This window comes from Agrococcus jejuensis, assembly GCF_900099705.1.
Lineage (GTDB): Bacteria > Actinomycetota > Actinomycetes > Actinomycetales > Microbacteriaceae > Agrococcus > Agrococcus jejuensis.
On sequence record NZ_LT629695.1, the window covers coordinates 2,589,316 to 2,607,214 of the forward strand.

Consider the following 17,899-nt stretch of genomic DNA (forward strand, 5'->3'; position numbering starts at 1 on the left):
TACCCTACTCAGCGCTTCCTGGGCGATCCCTACGCTCGAGGAGGTCTCGGGCGACGTCGAGCGTGCCGCGCGACAGGCGGGCGTACCGGCCGCGCGCGACGCCGGCGAGGATGCGCGGGATGCGCAGCGCGCGAGCGCGCGGCAGCCCGGCGCGCAGGCGCTCGTGCTCGGCCTTCTCGTCGAGGATGCGGCGCTGCTCGGGGGTGCCGAGCCCGCGCTCGTGCGCGACCCGAGCGAGCGACTCGGCGCGGCGCGCCTTGCGGTCGTGCGAGCCGTCGTCGTCGGCCAGCAGTCGGCCGACCTTCTGCGCGAGGCCGAGCCTGCGCACGCCGATCTGGTTCGCGCCGTGCTGGCGGTAGTCGATCGTCGCGTCGGGCACGAGACGCACGCCGCCGCCGATCGCCGCCGTCATGGCGAGCCACTCGTCGTGGATCCAGCCGTCGGGCACCGGCAGGGCCGCGACGGCGGCGGAGCGGCGCACGATCGTCGTCGCGCCCGTGACGAGGTTGCGGCGCAGCAGCGCCTCGAACGCGCCGCCGTGCGCCATCCGCTCGCGCTCCCACGGCGAGGCCTCGAGCGAGTCGAGCAGCGTCGCGCCGGTCGGGCGACCGTCGGCGTCGACGAGCCTGGCGTCGGAGTGCACGAGGTCGACGCCGTCGAGCGCGGCGACGAGCGTCGCGATGCGGTCGGGGTGCCACACGTCGTCCTGGTCGCTCAGCGCGACGACGTCGCCCGTCGTGCGGGCGATGGCGTCGGCGAAGTTCGCGGCCACGCCGAGCGGCGGGTCGTGCCGCACGACGGCGACGGGCACGTCGGTCTCGGCGGCGATGCGCTCGATCGTCGCGATCGTGCCGTCGGTCGACGCGTCGTCGCCGACGACGATCTCGGCCACGGGATGCGTCTGGGCGAGGATGCTGCGCAGCTGCTCCTCGACGTACCGCTCGCCCTCGTGCGTGCAGAGCGCGACGCTGACGCGCATCAGAGGTCTGCGTGCAGCCGCCAGAGCTGCGACGCGGTCGTCGTCCAGTCGAAGGCGCGCGCCCGGTCCTGGCCGAGCAGCGCGAGCCGCGCGCGGAGGTCGTCGTGCTCGACGAGGTGCGCGAGCGCGTGGGCGAGCCGATCGGGGTCGGAGTCGTCGCCCGTGAGGGTCACGGCGAGCGAGGCCTCGGCGGCGATCTCGTCGGACGCCGCGGTCGAGGGGTGCACGACGGGCGTGCCGTGCGCGAAGGCCTCGAGCATCGGCAGGGCGAAGCCGAGCTCCTCGCCGACGAGCAGCAGCGCGTCGGCGCGCGAGACGACGACGGCGCGGTCGGCGGCGTCGAGCTCGCCGAGCGGCACGATGCGCGACGGCGGCAGGCCCGCCTCGACGGCCATCTGCGCGAGCGTGACGTCGCCCCAGGCGACGGGACCCGCGACGACGATCGGGAGGTCGGGCATCGCCCCGCTCGCGACCGTCGCGACGAGCCGGTCGGCGCGTGCTCGGCGGCCGCGGTCGGTCGTGGCGAGCAGGTATCGGGCGGGCAGCCCCAGCCGCGTCGCACGCGCGTCGGCGTCGGCGGGCACGACCGACGCCGGGTCGACGCCCGCTCCGACGACGCGGATGCGGTCGCCGAGGTCGTGCAGCTCCTGCAGCCGCGCGGCGGTGGCGTGCGTGGGCACGACGACGGCGTCGGCATGCTTCCACGCGCGGCGCAGCGCGCGGCGGAACCAGCGGGCCGTTCGCGAGTCGCGCTCGAGCGCCTCGAGCCCGTGCACCGTCACGACGACCTGCCTGCCGGCCTCGCGGTCGTCGCCGCGCATGGGCGCGAGCAGGCTCGAGCCGTGCAGCAGGCCGTCGAACGCGGTCGTCGAGAACGAGTGCAGCCACGCCTCGCGCAGCTCGCGCCTGGGCATGCGGGCGAACTCGACGCCGTCGAGCCGCTCGAGCGTCGTCGTCACGTGCGCGCGCGCCTCGGCATCCGAGCCCGCGGCGAACGCGACGACGTCGATGCCGCGCGGTGCCGTCGCATGCATCGCCTGCGCGAGCTGCAGACCGTACCTGCCGACGCTCGAGGCCTGCTCGCCGACCCCGTCGAGGACGACGCGCAGCGTGGTCATGCGTGCAGATCCCCGCGTGCGACGGCGTCGGCGAGCGCCTCGCGCCAGTCGCGGATGGGGGAGAGGCCGTGCGCGGCCCACGCGTCGTGGCCGAGCACCGAGTAGGTGGGGCGCGGCGCCGGGCGCTGGAACGCCGTGGAGTCGGTCGGCAGCACGCGCTCGGGGTCGAGGCCCGCCTCCTCGAAGATCGCGCGAGCGAAGCCGAACCAGGTCGTCTCGCCCGACGACGTGCCGTGCAGCACGGCGCGCTCGACGCCCGCGTCGATCACGGCGGCGATCTGCTCGGCGAGGTCGCGCGTGTACGTCGGCTGGCCGCGCTGGTCGTCGACGACCTGCAGGGTGTCGCGCTCGCCCGCGAGGCGCAGCATCGTGCTGGCGAAGCTCGAGCCGTTGCGGCCGTAGAGCCACGCCGTGCGCACGACGACCGTCTTGTGGTTCGCGGCGAGCGCGCGCACCTCGCCGTCGGCCTTCGAGCGGCCGTAGGCGGAGAGCGGGTTGCGCGGCGCGTCCTCGGGGTAGGGGCTCGTGGCGGTGCCGTCGAAGACGTAGTCGGTCGACACGTGCACGAGGCGCGCACCGGCGGCGGCGGCCGCGAGCGCGAGGTGCTCGGGGCCGTCGCCGTTCACGGCGCGGGCGCTCGTGTCGTCGGCCTCGGCGGCGTCGACGCCGTTCTCGGCGCTCGCGTTGACGATGACGTCGAAGCCCTCGGCGGCGGTGACGCACGCGGCGGCGTCGCGCACGTCGAGCTCACGGCTGCCGACGGGCACGACGTCGTGGTGCTCGAGCGCGCCACGGAGGTCGTGGCCGAGCATGCCGTTCGCGCCGACGAGGAGGATCCTCATCTCAGAGGGCCGCCCGCTCCTTGAGCGGCTCCCACCATGCGCGGTTGTCGCGGTACCACTGCACGACGTCGGCGAGGCCCTGCTCGAACGGCACCTGGGGCTCGTAGCCGAGCTCGGCGCGGATCTTCGAGATGTCGACCGAGTAGCGCAGGTCGTGGCCGAGGCGGTCGGCGACGCGGTCGACGTACGACCAGTCCTTGCCCGTCGCGTCGAGCAGCAGCTGCGTGAGCTCCTTGTTCGTCAGCTCGGTGCCGCCACCGATGTTGTAGATCTCGCCGGCGCGGCCCTTGACGAGCACCATCGCGATGCCGCGGCAGTGGTCGTCGACGTGCAGCCAGTCGCGGATGTTGTTGCCCTCGCCGTAGAGGGGCACGTGCTTGTCGTCGATGAGGTTCGTGACGAAGAGCGGGATGACCTTCTCGGGGAAGTGGTACGGGCCGTAGTTGTTGCTGCAGCGCGTGATCGACACGTTGAGGCCGTGCGTGCGGTGGTACGAGCGTGCGAGCAGGTCGGAGCCCGCCTTCGACGCCGAGTACGGGCTGTTGGGCTCGAGCGGGCGCTCCTCGTCCCACGAGCCCTCGGCGATCGAGCCGTAGACCTCGTCGGTCGACACGTGCACGAAGCGCTGCAGGTCGTGGCGCAGGGCGGCGTCGAGCAGGCGCTGCGTGCCGACGACGTTCGTCTCGACGAACACCGAGGCGTCGCGCACCGAGCGGTCGACGTGGCTCTCGGCGGCGAAGTGCACGACGGCGTCGACGGTGGGGATGAGGCGGTCGAGCAGCGCGTTGTCGCGGATGTCGCCGTGCACGAACTCGAGGCGCGGGCTGTCGGCGACCGGCGCGAGGTTGGCCTGGTTGCCCGAGTACGTCAGCGCGTCGAGGACGACGACCTCGGCACCCTCGAGCCCCTCGTACTGGTCCTGGAGCGTGCGACGGACGAAGTTGGAGCCGATGAATCCGGCTCCGCCGGTGACGAGGATCTTCACTGCTGCTGGTCTCTTTCGTGGTCCGGGCGCGCCGCATCGACGGGCGCCTGCGAGAGTCTACCGATCCGCGCGCCGGGCACGGCCCTCCGGTCGGTCAGCCGCCGAAGTTCTGCGTCCAGTACCAGCGGCCGTCGGTGCCCTGCGCGATGCCGACGCCGATGTACGTGAGGTTCGGGTTCAGGATGTTGTTGCGGTGGCCCTCGGAGTTCATCCACGCGTTCATGACGCCGCTCGCGCTGGGGCTGCCGGTGCGGGCGATGTTCTCGGCGCAGCGGCGGAAGCCCATCTGGAACGTCTGGTCGCAGAACGTCGTCGAGTGCACCATCTGCTGCTGCGACGCCATCTGCTGGCTCCACGAGCCCGCCATGGACATGAGGCCGCCGTGGGCGGTGAGGGCGCCGACGCCGGCAGCGGCGCGCTGCTGGTTGACGAGGCTCACGAGCTCCCACTGGATGGCGCCCAGATCGGGGCAGCGCTCGAGCTGCGCCGAGATGTTCGTGACGGTGCCGGTGCCGCCGATCACGGTGGTGTCGCGGATGCCGAGGCGCGAGGCCTCGCTCTGCACGCCGCCGTCGAAGTGGCACGCGCGCGGCACGAGGTAGAGGGGGTAGCCCTGTCGGCCGGCCAGCACGCTGGCGACGAGGCCGTCGGGGAACGTCTCGCCGCTCGCGAGCAGCATCCGGTTGCTCGTGGCCCACCCGGTGAACGCCGAGTTGATGACGACGGACGTGGCGAAGCGGTTCGCGCCGGCGTAGCGCACGGTCGAGACGAGGCTCGAGGCGAGCTGCTCGACGTCGGTGCCGACCGACGACGGGCCGCCTGCGATGTCGATGCGGTTCACGCCGCCGAGGCGCTCGCGCAGCATCTGCGCGAAGGCGGGATCGGCGCCGTTCGTCAGCACGATGCCGTGGCGCAGTCGCGCGGCGACCGCTCCTGCGGCGAGCGCGTCGGGGAACGAGGAGGCGCTGACGATCCACACGTGCGTGGGCTGCGTCGTGCGGCGCAGGCGGTCGAGCAGCAGCATCGACGTCTCGATGCGGTTGCCGCCCGCGATGCGCGTCACGGTGCCCGCGAGCGATGCGGCCTCGGCGCGCACGGCGTCGTCGAGCGTCGACTCGCCGCCGACGATGACGATCTCGCGCGGGGCGACGCGACGGATCTCGGCCGCGATGACGTCGGGGATGTCGTTCGGCTGCGAGAGCAGGAGCCTGCCCGACTCTGCGGCCGCGACAGGGGCGGCGGCGAGCGCGTCGGGGAACGAGAGGCCGCTTGCGAGGAACACGACGCCGCCGGAGCTCGTCGGCAGCGCACGCGACACCTGCACGGCGGTCGCGAAGCGGTCGGCGCCCGCCATGCGGTCGATGGCCGCCTCGGCGGCGGGTGGCTGCTGCACGGCGACGAGCGTCGTGGCGATCGACGCGATGGCGATCGCGAGGCCGGCGATGCGGCGGTGGCCGCGACGGTGCTGCTGCGTGTGCTGATGCACGGCGTGCTCCCCAAGGTCGAGCGCAGGGCCCGGTCCTCGGCGGTTCCTGAGCGCGTTCGTACCCCATGCATAGCCGGTCTGGGGTACAGGAGCAAGCCCCCTAGGCTTTCTGGCGTGGACCTGCTCGATCGCCTCGGACGTGCCGTCGGTCGATCCGCTCGCCGCATCCGCACCGCGGTGGCGCGCAGGAGACACGGCGACGCCTTCCGCTACGACGACGCCCCGAACCCCGAGGTCGTCGCCCGCATCGACTGGCTGCGCCGTCGCAACCGCACGTCGCACGAGCCGGTCGTCGACGCCGCATCCGACGTCACCGTCACCATGACGACGTTCGGCAGGCGCCTGCGCACGGCGTGGACGTCGCTCGAGGCCATCGCCGACGGCGACGTGCTGCCCGGGCGTCTCGTGCTCGCCCTCGGCCCCGCCGACGCCTCCCGACTGCCCGCGAGCATCCGCAGGCTGCAGCGACGGGGCCTCGAGGTGCTCGTCGTCGAGCGCGAGCAGGAGCTGCGCGTGCACACGAAGTGGTACCCCGTCGCGCAGACGATCGCCGGGCCGCTCGTCACGAGCGACGACGACCAGGTCTACCCGCGCGAGTGGCTCGCCGACCTCGTGCGTGCGCACGCAGCGCATCCCGACGACGTCATCGCGCACCGCGCCCATCGTGTGGGCATGGACGACGGCGTGCTGCGGCCCTACACGCACTGGATGCCGTGCATCACGACCGAGCCGAGCGCCCAGCACTTCGGCACGTCGGTGTCCGGCCAGCTGCTGCCGCTCGCGGTCGTGCAGGAGGCGACGGCGCACGGCACGCGCTTCCTCGAGGTCGCCCCGACGGCCGACGACGTGTGGCTGCACCGGTCGGCGCTCGCGGTCGGCGCCTCGGTGCGGCAGGTCGGCGACGCCCCGCAGAACTACCCGTTCGTGCCCGACACGCAGGACGGCGGGCTCTACCAGGTGAACGTCATGGGTGGGCGCAACGACGAGCAGATCGTCGCCACCTACGACGGCCTCGCACTGCAGCGCCTGCTCGCCGGGCCCTAGACTCTCCTGTCGGCGCGGCTCCGCACGACGGGCGCCCGCCTGCAGCACGTACGCGACAGAAGACGAGGGACCATGCGCGGCATCATCCTGGCCGGTGGCTCGGGCACGAGGCTCTGGCCCATCACCAAGGGCATCTCGAAGCAGCTCATGCCCATCTACGACAAGCCGATGGTCTACTACCCGCTGTCGACGCTCATGATGGCCGGCATCCGCGAGGTGCTCATCATCACGACGCCCGAGTACAACGACCAGTTCCGCGCGCTCCTCGGCGACGGCAGCGAGCTCGGCATGGACATCCAGTACGCCGTGCAGCCGAGCCCCGACGGCCTCGCGCAGGCCTTCATCATCGGCGAGGAGTTCATCGGCGACGAGTCGGTCGCGCTCGTGCTCGGCGACAACATCTTCCACGGCGTCGGCCTCGGTGCGAGCCTGCGCGCCAACGGCGAGATCCAGGGCGGCCTCGTCTTCGCGTACCACGTGGCCAACCCGAAGGCCTACGGCGTCGTCGAGTTCGACGCCGACATGCGCGCCATCTCCATCGAGGAGAAGCCGACGCAGCCGAAGAGCAACTACGCGGTGCCCGGCCTCTACTTCTACGACAACGACGTCATCGAGATCGCGAAGTCGATCCGCCCGAGCGCGCGCGGCGAGCTCGAGATCTCGACGGTCAACGAGCGCTACCTCGCGGCGGGCCGCCTGCAGGTGCAGATGCTCGACCGCGGCGTCGCCTGGCTCGACACCGGCACCTTCGAGTCGATGATGCAGGCGAGCGAGTACGTGCGCGTCATCGAGGACCGTCAGGGCTTCAAGATCGGCTGCATCGAGGAGATCGCCTGGCGTGCCGGCTGGATCGACGACGCCCAGCTCGCGCAGCTCGCCGCACCGCTCGTGAAGAGCGGCTACGGCGCCTACCTGCAGAGCCTGCTCGAGGGCTGACGCCCCCGTCGATCGAAGGCTCCGTCGCGCTGCGGCGGGGCCTTCGCCGTGCTACCAGCCGCCCGTGAGCAGCAGCGCGCGCAGCGCGATCCGGTCGCGCGCGCTCCTGCGCAGCTGCGGCACGCGCGCGGCGAGCGCGCGGCGGGATGCGGGGGATCCGTCGCCCAGCAGGTGCGCGAGCGCGAGCAGCTCGTCGCGCCGCCCGTCGTCGGCGACGCGCGCCGCGATCCTCGTGATGTGCGCCGCCTGCCTGCGGAACTCGCCGCTGCGCAGCTCGCCGAGCCGCGCCGACGCCTCGCGCACGCCCACGTTGGCGCCGCGCACGTTGGCGCCGTGCTGCCGGTAGTCGACGAGCGACGCCGAGTCGATGTGCCACGTTCGGCCGCTCGCGCGCACGAGGGCGTAGATGAGCCAGTCGTGGATCGCGGCGTCGACGACCTCGGGGTCGTGGTCGACGACGTCGCGCACGAACGCGAACGTCGACGCGCTGAGCACGAACGTCGAGCCGGGCCCCGCCGACTCGAGCACGAAGTCGAAGTCGCGCTGCGGCTGCGCCTTGTCGATGCGCACGCGCCGCGAGCCGAAGACGGCCGTGACGTTGCCCGAGACGGCGTCGTACCGGTCGAGCTGCGCGAGCTGGCGCGCGAGCCTGCCGGGCGTCCACACGTCGTCCTGGTCGGAGAAGCCGATCGCGTCGGCGCCGTCGACGGGCGCGTCGCGCACGAGGCGCAGGAAGTTGGCGTGCGCGCTGCCGTGCACGCCGGCGGGCAGCAGCACGATGCGCGCGTCGTCGGCGGCGCGGCGCTCGAGCAGCGCGAGCGTGCCGTCGGTCGACCGATCGTCGGAGACGACGAGGCGCACGTCGACGCCCTCCTGGTCGAGGATCGAGTCGATCTGCGCGTCGAGGAAGGCGGCTCCGTCGTGGGTCGCCATGAGCACGGCGACCACGGCGCGATCGGTCACGCGTCCTCCCTCGACTGACGATCCAGGCTACCCCGGCGTCGAGGTGCGCCGCGGCGGGCCGGTACGCTGTCATGCGGTCGCGGCTCGTCCGTGACCATCGGACGTGGACGAGCAGCGAAGGGACAGCGAGGGATGCGTCGAGCCGTCTTCTATCTCGTCTACGACGGGGCGGGCGAGGTCGGCGACTACGCGCTGCACCACCTGCGCGCGATCCGCGACCACGCGGACCACGTGTTCGTCGTGTCGAACTCGCCGCTGTCGCCCGGCTCGCGCGTCGCGCTCGAGCGCGTCGCCGACACCGTGTGGGAGCGCGAGAACGTCGGCTTCGACGTCTTCGCCTACCGCGACGCGCTGCGGCACTTCGGGCAGGCGCGCCTCGAGGACTTCGACGAGATCATCCTCATGAACTACACGTTCTACGGACCGATCGGCTCGTACGCCCCGCTCTTCGAGCGCATGGACGCGCAGCAGGTCGACTTCTGGGGCGTCACCGACCACGCCGAGATCCGTCCGAACCCGTACACGCACACCGGCGTCATGCACCGCCACATCCAGTCGCACTGGATCGCCGTGCGCCGCCCCATGGTGCGCAGCGCCGAGTGGAAGGCGTACTGGGACGACATGCCGCCCGTGCGCTCGTACGCCGACTCGATCCAGCTGCACGAGTCGCGCTTCACGCACCACTTCGAGCAGGCGGGCTTCTCGTCGGCGACGGCGTTCCCCGCCGCCGACTACCCCGCGGTGCACCCGATCTTCGACCTGCCGGCCCGACTCCTCGACGAGGGGCTGCCGATCATCAAGCGGCGCCTCTTCTTCCACGACCCGCTGTACCACGACGCCCACGCGATCGTGGCGCGCGACGTCGAGGACCGGATGCACGACGCCGGGTATCCGATGCAGATGCTGTACGACGACCTGTCGCGCTCGGCGAAGCCCCGCGACCTCAACGCCGTGCTGTCGATGATGGAGATCCTCCCCGACGTCTCGGTCGGCGACGAGGACGTCAGCCACCTGCGCGTCGGCATCCTCGCCCACGTCTTCTACGACGACATGATCGACGAGATCGCCGACCTCGCAGAGGCGCTGCCGCAGGCGCGCCTCGTGATCACGACCGCCGACGAGGGGCGCAAGGCGCGCATCGAGGAGCGCCTCGCCGCGCGCGGCCGCGAGGCCGACGTGCGGGTGCTGCCCTCGAACCGCGGCCGCGACATCTCGGCCTTCCTGCTCGGCTGCCGCGACGTGCTGCTGTCCGGCGAGCTCGACCTCGTCGTGAAGCTGCACTCGAAGCGCAGCCCGCAGAACGGCTTCAGCGTCGGCCAGCACTTCAAGCGCCACCTGTACGAGAACCTGCTCGGCTCGCCCGGCTACGCCGAGAACCTGCTGCGCCTGTTCGTGCGGCACGAGACGCTCGGCATGGTCTTCCCGCCGATGATCCACATGGGCCTGCCCACGATGGGTCGCGCGTGGTTCGCGAACCGCGAGCCCGCGAAGGAGATGCTCGCGCGCCTCGGCCTGCGCGTGCCGCTCGACGACGTGAGCCCGCTCGCGCCGTTCGGCTCGATGCTCGTCGCCCGCCCCGAGGCGCTGCGGCCCCTGCTCGACGCCGACTTCCTCTGGGAGGAGTTCCCCGACGAGGGCGGCTACGGCGACGGCGGCATGGCGCACGTGCTCGAGCGCATGTTCGCGTACTCGGCCATCGGCTCCGGCCACCACGTGCGCACCGTCATGACGACGCGCAACGCGGCGATCTCGCACACGATGCTCGAGTACAAGCTCAACGCGATGGACGACGGCGTGCCCGGCGAGCAGCGCGAGCAGATCGCCTGGGTGCAGGACCGCGTCGCGGGCCGCATCGGCGTCGCGACCGTGAAGGCCGCGATCGTCGAGCGCAGCCCCGCGGCGGCGCGCGTGCTCAAGCCGATCTACGTCGTCGCCCGCGGCGTGCTCAGGAAGGTGCGCGGACGATGAGCGCCGCCGCCGTGCGCGTCGCGCCGCCGAAGGCGAGCATGCTCTCGGAGGTCTTCGACCCCCGTGCCAACAGCATCGGCTTCCTGCGCTGGCTCATGGCGTTCCTCGTGATCTTCAGCCACGCCGGCCCGCTCGCGGGCTTCTACGGCGGCGCCGACCTCGGCGTGCAGATCTCGAGCGAGCAGTCGATCGGCGGCGTCGCCGTCGCCGGCTTCTTCTTCTTCTCCGGCTTCCTCATCACGCAGTCGCGCATGGGGCGGTCGTCGATCTTCCGCTACTTCTGGCGCCGCGCGCTGCGCATCTTCCCCGCCTTCTGGGCGGCGCTGCTGCTCACGGCGTTCGTGCTCGCCCCCATCGCCTGGTGGCGCGAGACGGGATCGTGGGGCGGCTTCTGGTCGGCAGGCACCGACTCGCCGTGGACCTACTTCTCGAGCAACATGTGGCTCGAGCTCGGCCAGCGCAACATCGCCGAGATGGGGCAGTCGCTGCCGCTCGCGTCGCACGGCGGGTTCGACTGGAACGGCTCGGCGTGGACGCTGCGCTACGAGTTCCGCGCCTACATCCTCGTCGGCATCCTCGGCCTCGTCGGCGTGCTCGCGTACCGCTGGCTCACGACGGTCGTCGCGGTGGGCATCATCGTGCTCAACGCGCTGCAGTGGTCGGGCGCCGGTCAGGTGTCGACGTTCTTCCCGCGCCTGTTCGACGACCCGTTCATGCTCATGTTCCTGTCGCCCTTCGCGCTCGGCATGCTGTTCGCGATCTGGCAGGACCGCATCCCGATCGACGACCGGCTCGCGATCGCGGGCCTCGCGATCGCCGGCGCGACGTACGCGTTCGGCGGCTGGAACATCTGGGGCGTGTACGGCTTCTGCTACGTGCTCATGTGGTTCGCGATCCGCGCCACGCGCCTGCAGCACTGGGAGAAGCACGGCGACCTCTCGTACGGCGTGTACATCTTCGCCTGGCCGCTCATGCAGTTCGGGGCGTACTTCGACCTGCAGGGCGCGGGCTGGCTGGTCTACCACGTCGTCATCGTCGCGGGCGTGCACGTGCTCGCGTTCCTGTCGTGGCACGGCATCGAGAAGCCGGCCATGAGCCTCAAGGGATGGACGCCGCGCTGGCTCGCATACGTGTGGGATCGCGGCGTCCTGCCGACGTGGGACGCGGTCATGGACCGCGTCGTCGATCCGCGCTTCTCGTCGACGCGACGCGCGGCGGCGATGCGCGAGCGGAAGGCGGCATCGTGAGCGACTCCCTGCGCGAGCTGCCCCCGGACCAGGAGATCCGCGGCAGCCGCTGGAAGCGACTGCGGCTCGTGCCGCTGTCGATCCTCGTCGTGCTCGCCGTCGCCGCGGCCGCGGCCGGCGGCATCTGGCACGCGCAGCATCCGCTCGGCAGCGGCGTGCCCGTGTCGACGGGGGAGCCCGGCACGGGTCTGCCCGACGCGTGCACGCCCGCGTTCGACCGCGCGCTGCCCGGCGGCGACCCGTGGGGCGCCGACGCCGACGCGTCCGAGGCCGTCTTCCAGAGCCACGCCGCCGAGGTCGAGGGCCCCGCGGTCGCCGGCCAGGACGGCCAGTGGTTCTTCGGCGATGCCAACTGGCACGACTTCTCGCAGTCGCTCGGCCGCGAGCCGCTCTCCGACGAGCGCATCGAGGCCTGGTACGCCTACCTCAACAACATGCGCTCGGAGCTCGATGCGATCGACGTGCCGCTCTACGTCGTCGTCGCCCCGGCGAAGTGGGAGATCCTGCACGAGGACCTGCCCGAGTGGGCGCAGCCGCTGCGCGGCGAGGTGCGCATCGACCAGCTCATGCAGGCGCATCCCGACCTGCCGTTCGTCGACGTGCGCGCCGCGCTCGCCTCGGCGCAGCAGGAGACCGACACGTACACGCCGCTCAACAGCCACTGGACGCCGTTCGGCGCCTACGCGGCGTTCCAGACGGTCGCCGACTGCCTCGGTGCCGCCGACGAGCGCATGGACGCCATCCAGCCGCCGACGATCGAGGGCGTCACGTTCTCGAACGACTACGACGAGTTCGGCCCGCTCGGCCAGCAGGTCACGGTGGGGCAGGACTGGACGACGCCCATCTACGCGGAGTCGCGCGGCGAGATGACGGCGACGCTGAACGACGGCTCGGTGCAGCAGCTGCCCGTCGAGTCGCCGCTCGACATGCTGCAGCTGCCCGCGACGACGCAGAACCCGAACGCGCAGGTCGACCTGTCGGCGCTCATGATCCGCGACTCCACGGGCAACGCCATGGGCCCGATGCTGCAGGATGCGTTCGCCGAGACGACGCAGATCCGCCACTTCCTCGACGAGCCGGCGAACATGCCCGACGTCGTGCAGGCGGCCACCGACTCGGGCGCCGACGTCGCGATCCTCGTGCTCACGGAGCGCTACCTCGACATCGTGCCCGGCGTGGGCATGGCGCCGTGACGGTCGGAGCGCGGAGGACCTCGGTGGTACCGTCGGAGGCTGGCCGAGCGGCGTCGGACGACGCGGAGTGGGGATCATGACGTCGACGAGACAGGAGCGGGCCGCCGAGCGCGCGGTGACGCTCAACCTGCTGAAGAACCTGACGCTGCGCGAGATCCGCTCGCAGTACAAGCGCACGGCGCTCGGCCGCATCTGGTCGCTCATCAACCCGCTCGCGCAGATCGCGATCTTCTCGCTGGTCTTCGGATTCCTGTTCCAGATCCCGGCCCCCGTCGGCACGAACTCGGGCCTCGAGATCTTCCCCGTGTGGATCGGCATCGGCGTCATCACGTGGGGCTTCGTGTCCGGTGCCATCTCGGCGGGCATGGGCAGCCTCGTCGACAACGCGGGCCTGCTCACCAAGGTGTACTTCCCGCGCTCGGTGCTCGTCACCTCGACCATCCTCTCGAGCGCCTTCACGTACGCGACGGAGCTGCTCGTGCTCGTCGCCGTCGTCGTGAGCGTCGGCGGGCCGCAGGTGCTGCTGTACGTGCTGCTGCTCGTGCCGCTGCTGGCCCTCACGGTCTGCTTCGTGCTCGGCATCGCGTTGCTGCTGTCGGTCGCGAGCGTCTACTTCCGCGACCTGCGCCACCTGTGGGGCATCTTCACGCAGGTGTGGATGTACGGCTCGGGCGTCATGTTCCCCGTCGCGCTCGTGCGCCAGGCCGAGGAGCGCATCGCCACCGAGCAGGGGCTGTCGATCCCGCTCGTGACGATCTTCGAGGCGAACCCCGCCGAGCGGTTCCTGTCTGCGTACCGCAACGTGCTCTACGACTTCCAGGTGCCGCCGCTCGACACGTGGATCACGATCATCCTGTGGGCGGCGATCGCCCTCGTGGGCGGCATGCTCGTGTTCCGCCGCCTGGCCCGCGACATCGTCGAGGAGATCTGATGACCGACCCCGCCGTGCGCGTCGATGACGTGTCGAAGTCGTTCCGCGTCTACCGCGACCGCAACCAGTCGCTCAAGGCCACGATCCTGCAGCGCCGTCGCGCGCAGTTCGAGGTCTTCGAGGCGCTCAAGGGCGTGTCGCTCGAGGTGCCGGAGGGCACGACGTTCGGCCTGCTGGGCCACAACGGCTCCGGCAAGTCGACGCTGCTCAAGGTCATGGCGCGCATCCTGCGCCCCACGTCGGGCAGCATCACGACGCGCGGCCGCGTCGCGGCGATGCTCGAGGTCGGCTCGGGCTTCCACCCCGAGCTCTCGGGTCGCGAGAACGTGTACCTCAACGCGTCGATCCTCGGCATGTCGCGCCAGGAGGTCGACCGCAAGTTCGACCAGATCGTCGACTTCTCGGGCGTCGAGGCGTTCATCGACCAGCCGGTGAAGAACTACTCGTCGGGCATGTACGTGCGCCTCGGCTTCGCCGTGTCGATCCACGTCGAGCCCGAGGTGCTGCTCGTCGACGAGGTGCTCGCTGTCGGCGACATGGAGTTCCAGGACAAGTGCCTCGACAAGTTCGCGCAGTTCCGCGACGAGGGCCGCACCGTCGTCGTCGTGAGCCACGGCGTCGAGCAGATGAAGACGTTCTGCGACCAGGTCGCCTGGCTCGACCACGGCGTGCTGCAGGACGTCGGCGACGCGACGAAGATCGTCGAGAAGTACACCGACGTCAGCCACGAGGCCGAGCAGGTCGAGGGCGGCGGCACGCGCTTCGGCACCGGCGAGGTGCGCATCGACCGCGTCGAGCTCGTCACGGCCGACGGTCGCGTCGTCGAGGAGGCCCGCACCGGCGAGGCCGTGCGCATCCGCATGCACTACGAGGCATCCGAGAGCGTCGAGCGCCCCATCTTCGGCCTCAGCGTCGCCACGGCGGGCGGCAAGCACGTGTGGAGCCAGGACGGCCGCGTCTCCGAGACCGTGCCCGACCGCATCCCCGCCGGCTTCGGCCACGTCGACGTGACGGTCGACCGCCTCATGCTCATGCCCGACCTGTGGGACGTGTCGGTGTCGGTCACCGACTTCCACAAGACGCGCGTGATCGACAGCCACCAGCGGGCCATGCGCTTCGCCGTGCTGTCGGGTCACGAGAAGGCATCCGGGGGCTCGATCGTGCTCGACGCGCGCGTGCTCTCGCCCGTCGTCGACTGATCTCCGCATGCGACGCGTTGGCGCGGCGCACTCCGCTCTGCGCGAACTGTCTGTACCCTGAACCAGACCTGGATGGGTGACGGAGGGGATCGCACCATGGGCTGGATCCGACAGGACGGCCAGAGTCGTGCGCCCCGGCGTCGTGCGCCCCGGATCGCGGTCGCCGCCATGGCGGTGTTCGCGACGATGGCCTCGCTGCTCATGGTCGTCGCGTCGCCCGTCGTCGAGGAGGCCGAGGCCGCAGACGCGTCGGGCTTCCAGTCCGGGCTCATCGTCAGCGACGCGAACTTCTACGACGGCGGCGCGATGTCGGCGTCGCAGGTGCAGTCGTTCCTCGACGGCCAGATGCGCCAGTGCGCCTCGGGCTACACGTGCCTGCGCGGCTACGCGCAGAGCACCCCCACCATGGCGGCGAACGCGTACTGCGGCGCCATCCAGGGTCAGGGGAGCGAGTCGGCGGCGAGCATCATCGCCCGCATCGGCGCAGCCTGCAACATCTCGCAGCGCTTCCTGCTCGTGCTGCTGCAGAAGGAGCAGTCGCTCGTCACCTCCACGGCCCCCGTGCAGCGGCAGTACGACCGCGCGACGGGCTTCGCGTGCCCCGACACCGCACCCTGCGACTCGTCGTACGGCGGGTTCTTCTACCAGGTGTACTACGCGGCGCGGCAGTTCAACGTCTACAAGCGCTTCCCGACGAGCTACAACCACCAGCCCGCCGCGTGGAACAACGTGCTGTTCCACCCCAACGCGGCGTGCGGCTCGTCGCGCGTCTACATCCAGAACAGCGCGACGGCTGGCCTCTACAACTACACGCCGTACCAGCCCAACGGCGCGGCGCTCGGCAACCTGTACGGCACGGGCGACGGCTGCTCGTCGTACGGCAACCGCAACACGTGGCGCATGTGGACCGACTGGTTCGGCGACCCGTCGCGCGCGCAGGCCGCGGCGTTCATGCGCAACGCGTCGACGGGGCAGATCTTCCTCGTCGCCAACGGCCGCAAGCACTACGTCGGCGACCCCTCGCTCTTCACCGACTTCGTGCCCCTCTACGTCATCGAGACGCGCGACGCCTCGTACCTCGACGCGCTGCCGACGGGGGCGAACCTGTCGAACGTCGTGCGATCGACGTCGGGCGCGGTCTACCTCGTGCGCGCCGGCGTGCGGTACTACTTCCGCAGCTGCGCCGACATCCAGGCGTGGGGCTACTCGTGCGGCGACTCCGCGTACCTGAGCGACGACCAGATGACGCGCCTGCAGGCGGGCGGCGACGTCGAGATGACGGTGCGCGCCTCCGACGGCACGAACTGGCTCGTCCAGAGCGGGTCGCGCCGCCAGCTCTCCGACCTCGACCTGCCGCCGCAGTTCGGCTACTCGACGCGGACGCTGGCGCTCGCGCCGAACGCGATCGCGCACCTGCCCGTCGGCGCCCCCGTCATCGGTCAGGGCGACGTCGTGCGCAGCGCCGACTACTCCCAGTACCGCCTGCAGGCGTCGACCGGCACCTGGTCGGTGCCCGGCGCCACGATCGGCCTGCGCTTCCTGTGGTTCGCGCCCGTCTTCACGGCGGAGTCGCTGCGACTGCTGCCCGCGTCGGCAGGCACGCTGCCCATCCGCTTCGCCGACTCGTCGGGCGCGTACGTCATCGCCGACTCCGGCATCCTGCGCGTGCGCGAGTCCGAGTACGGCGGACTGCCCTTCACGCGCGTGCCCGACGGCACCGGCCAGTCGCTGCCCGCGACGTCGGCCGCGGCGACCGCGCCGCACTTCGCGACCGAGTACGGCGGCGACGGCCGCTGGTACCTCGTCGCGAACGGCACGCGCGCCCACGTGCAGAACATGGACTGGTACCGCCAGATCCAGGCGCAGCAGGGCGTGCCCTCGACGGTCTGGGTCGTCGCGCGCGGCGTGCTCGACGGCATCCCCGAGCGCTCGAGCTACTCGGACGGCACGCTCGTGCGCGGCCCGAGCGGCGCGGTCTACCTCATGTCGGGCGGCAACGGCATCCACGTCGCGAGCATGGACATCGTGTCGGCGCTCGGCCTGTCGACCTCGATCACCGAGGTCTCGCAGAGCATCATCAACGGCCTCGCGAGCCGCACGGGCGTGCTGAACGACTACGGCATCCAGTGCAACGGCGTCTCGTACCTCGCCGCGAACGGGCAGCTCATGCCCTACGCGTCGGCGGCCGTGCGCGCCGAGTGGGGCCGCACCGACATCGCGCTCGGGTCGCTGTGCTCGCGCCTCACGATCTCGTCGCAGGCCGCGGGCGTCTTCGCCTACGACCAGACCGGCCGCACGTACATGGCCGACGACGGCGCGCTGCGCTACATCGACTCGGCCGCGACGTACGCGTCGGTCAACGGCACGAGCGACCGCGTGCGCATCACGCGCGCCGGCGCCCTCGCCATCGGCCAGGGCCCGTGGGTGCGTCCCGTCTACCGCCCCGGCGCGCTCGTCTCGACCCCCGGCCGCAGCGAGGTCTGGATCGTCGACGGCACGACGCTGCGGCACCTCGGCAGCTTCGCCACCTCGACGTCGATGGGCCTCGGCACCGCCAACACGCAGGTGCCGAACGAGGCCATCGCCTCGTACGGACAGTGGAGCACGCTGCCGACCTCGCTCGTCGTGTGCGGCTCGACCGCGTACGTCGCCTCGGGCGGCAGGCTGCTGCCGATGTCGGCGCAGGTGCGCGCGCAGTTCCCCGCATCCGCGTTCACGAGCCTCTCGGGTGCGCTGTGCGGCGCGATCCCCGTGGGCTCGCAGGCGACGCAGCTCATCCGCGGCACCGACGGTCGCGTCTACTGGGTCGAGAACGGCCAGCGGCACTGGCTGGGCGGCGCGGCGCTGCAGCGCCTCGGCGGCTCGAACCCGCAGATCACGGCCGTCGACGCGACCGTGCTGGGCGCGATCCCCGTCGGCGCGACCTGGACGCAGTAGCGGCACCCACCGCACGACAGGAGGCCCGCAGCCATCGGCTGCGGGCCTCCTCGCGTCGTGTCGACGTCGTG

14 protein-coding genes are annotated in these 17,899 nt (G+C 71.6%); 8 read left to right on the forward strand and 6 right to left on the reverse strand.

Features of this window, described 5'->3' with window-relative positions; genetic code table 11:
- Positions 1-4: 4 nt before the first annotated feature.
- From BLQ67_RS12175 to BLQ67_RS12195, 5 genes are all read right to left on the reverse strand, one after another.
- Complete coding sequence (locus tag BLQ67_RS12175; protein WP_092505428.1) at positions 5-979, reverse strand: glycosyltransferase family 2 protein; 975 nt, start codon at positions 977-979, stop codon at positions 5-7.
- Entirely contained in the window at positions 979-2,097 is a 1,119-nt protein-coding gene (locus tag BLQ67_RS12180; protein WP_092505430.1) for a glycosyltransferase, read from the reverse strand. The genes BLQ67_RS12175 and BLQ67_RS12180 overlap by 1 nt, the downstream gene beginning before the upstream one ends.
- The gene (gene rfbD, locus BLQ67_RS12185) at positions 2,094-2,939 is read right to left on the reverse strand and encodes a dTDP-4-dehydrorhamnose reductase (RefSeq protein ID WP_092505432.1); all 846 of its coding nucleotides are present in this window, start codon (positions 2,937-2,939) and stop codon (positions 2,094-2,096) included. Before rfbD ends, BLQ67_RS12180 begins: the two co-directional genes overlap by 4 nt.
- 1 nt (position 2,940) lies before the next feature.
- Positions 2,941-3,924 carry a dTDP-glucose 4,6-dehydratase gene (rfbB, locus tag BLQ67_RS12190; RefSeq protein WP_092505434.1) on the reverse strand — a complete coding sequence of 328 codons (984 nt, stop codon included), beginning with the start codon at positions 3,922-3,924 and terminating at the stop codon, positions 2,941-2,943.
- A 94-nt stretch (positions 3,925-4,018) separates the two neighbouring features.
- Positions 4,019-5,410: a cell wall-binding repeat-containing protein gene (locus BLQ67_RS12195; RefSeq protein WP_172802323.1), complete on the reverse strand. Its 1,392-nt coding sequence runs from the start codon at positions 5,408-5,410 to the stop codon at positions 4,019-4,021.
- A 114-nt stretch (positions 5,411-5,524) separates the two neighbouring features.
- Here BLQ67_RS12195 and BLQ67_RS16630 point away from each other — a divergent pair, with 114 nt between their 5' ends.
- Together BLQ67_RS16630 and rfbA are read left to right on the forward strand one after the other, a co-directional pair.
- The gene (locus BLQ67_RS16630; protein WP_172802324.1) at positions 5,525-6,454 is read left to right on the forward strand and encodes a glycosyltransferase; all 930 of its coding nucleotides are present in this window, start codon (positions 5,525-5,527) and stop codon (positions 6,452-6,454) included.
- A 72-nt stretch (positions 6,455-6,526) separates the two neighbouring features.
- On the forward strand, positions 6,527-7,390 hold the full coding sequence (rfbA, locus tag BLQ67_RS12205) for a glucose-1-phosphate thymidylyltransferase RfbA (protein ID WP_092505440.1): 864 nt from the start codon (positions 6,527-6,529) through the stop codon (positions 7,388-7,390).
- A gap of 51 nt (positions 7,391-7,441) precedes the next feature.
- Here the strand turns inward: rfbA and BLQ67_RS12210 are convergent, their stop codons facing one another.
- Positions 7,442-8,353 carry a glycosyltransferase gene (locus BLQ67_RS12210; protein WP_092505441.1) on the reverse strand — a complete coding sequence of 304 codons (912 nt, stop codon included), beginning with the start codon at positions 8,351-8,353 and terminating at the stop codon, positions 7,442-7,444.
- Positions 8,354-8,485: 132 nt separating this feature from the next.
- Between BLQ67_RS12210 and BLQ67_RS12215 the strand changes: the two genes are divergently transcribed.
- The 6 genes from BLQ67_RS12215 (at position 8,486) to BLQ67_RS12240 (ending at position 17,828) form a co-directional block, all read left to right on the forward strand.
- Positions 8,486-10,321, forward strand: a complete 1,836-nt coding sequence (locus BLQ67_RS12215) for a rhamnan synthesis F family protein (protein ID WP_092505443.1) — start codon at positions 8,486-8,488, stop codon at positions 10,319-10,321.
- Positions 10,318-11,568, forward strand: coding sequence for an acyltransferase family protein (locus tag BLQ67_RS12220; RefSeq protein WP_157674831.1), 1,251 nt, complete (start codon positions 10,318-10,320; stop codon positions 11,566-11,568). Before BLQ67_RS12215 ends, BLQ67_RS12220 begins: the two co-directional genes overlap by 4 nt.
- Positions 11,565-12,761 (forward strand): alginate O-acetyltransferase AlgX-related protein, encoded by a 1,197-nt coding sequence (locus tag BLQ67_RS12225; protein WP_172802325.1) that lies wholly within the window; start codon positions 11,565-11,567, stop codon positions 12,759-12,761. Before BLQ67_RS12220 ends, BLQ67_RS12225 begins: the two co-directional genes overlap by 4 nt.
- 76 nt (positions 12,762-12,837) lie before the next feature.
- On the forward strand, positions 12,838-13,692 hold the full coding sequence (locus BLQ67_RS12230) for an ABC transporter permease (protein ID WP_157674833.1): 855 nt from the start codon (positions 12,838-12,840) through the stop codon (positions 13,690-13,692).
- On the forward strand, positions 13,692-14,891 hold the full coding sequence (locus tag BLQ67_RS12235; RefSeq protein WP_092505449.1) for an ABC transporter ATP-binding protein: 1,200 nt from the start codon (positions 13,692-13,694) through the stop codon (positions 14,889-14,891). The genes BLQ67_RS12230 and BLQ67_RS12235 overlap by 1 nt, the downstream gene beginning before the upstream one ends.
- Before the next feature lie 96 nt (positions 14,892-14,987).
- Positions 14,988-17,828, forward strand: coding sequence for a hypothetical protein (locus BLQ67_RS12240; RefSeq protein WP_157674834.1), 2,841 nt, complete (start codon positions 14,988-14,990; stop codon positions 17,826-17,828).
- Positions 17,829-17,899 lie beyond the last annotated feature (71 nt).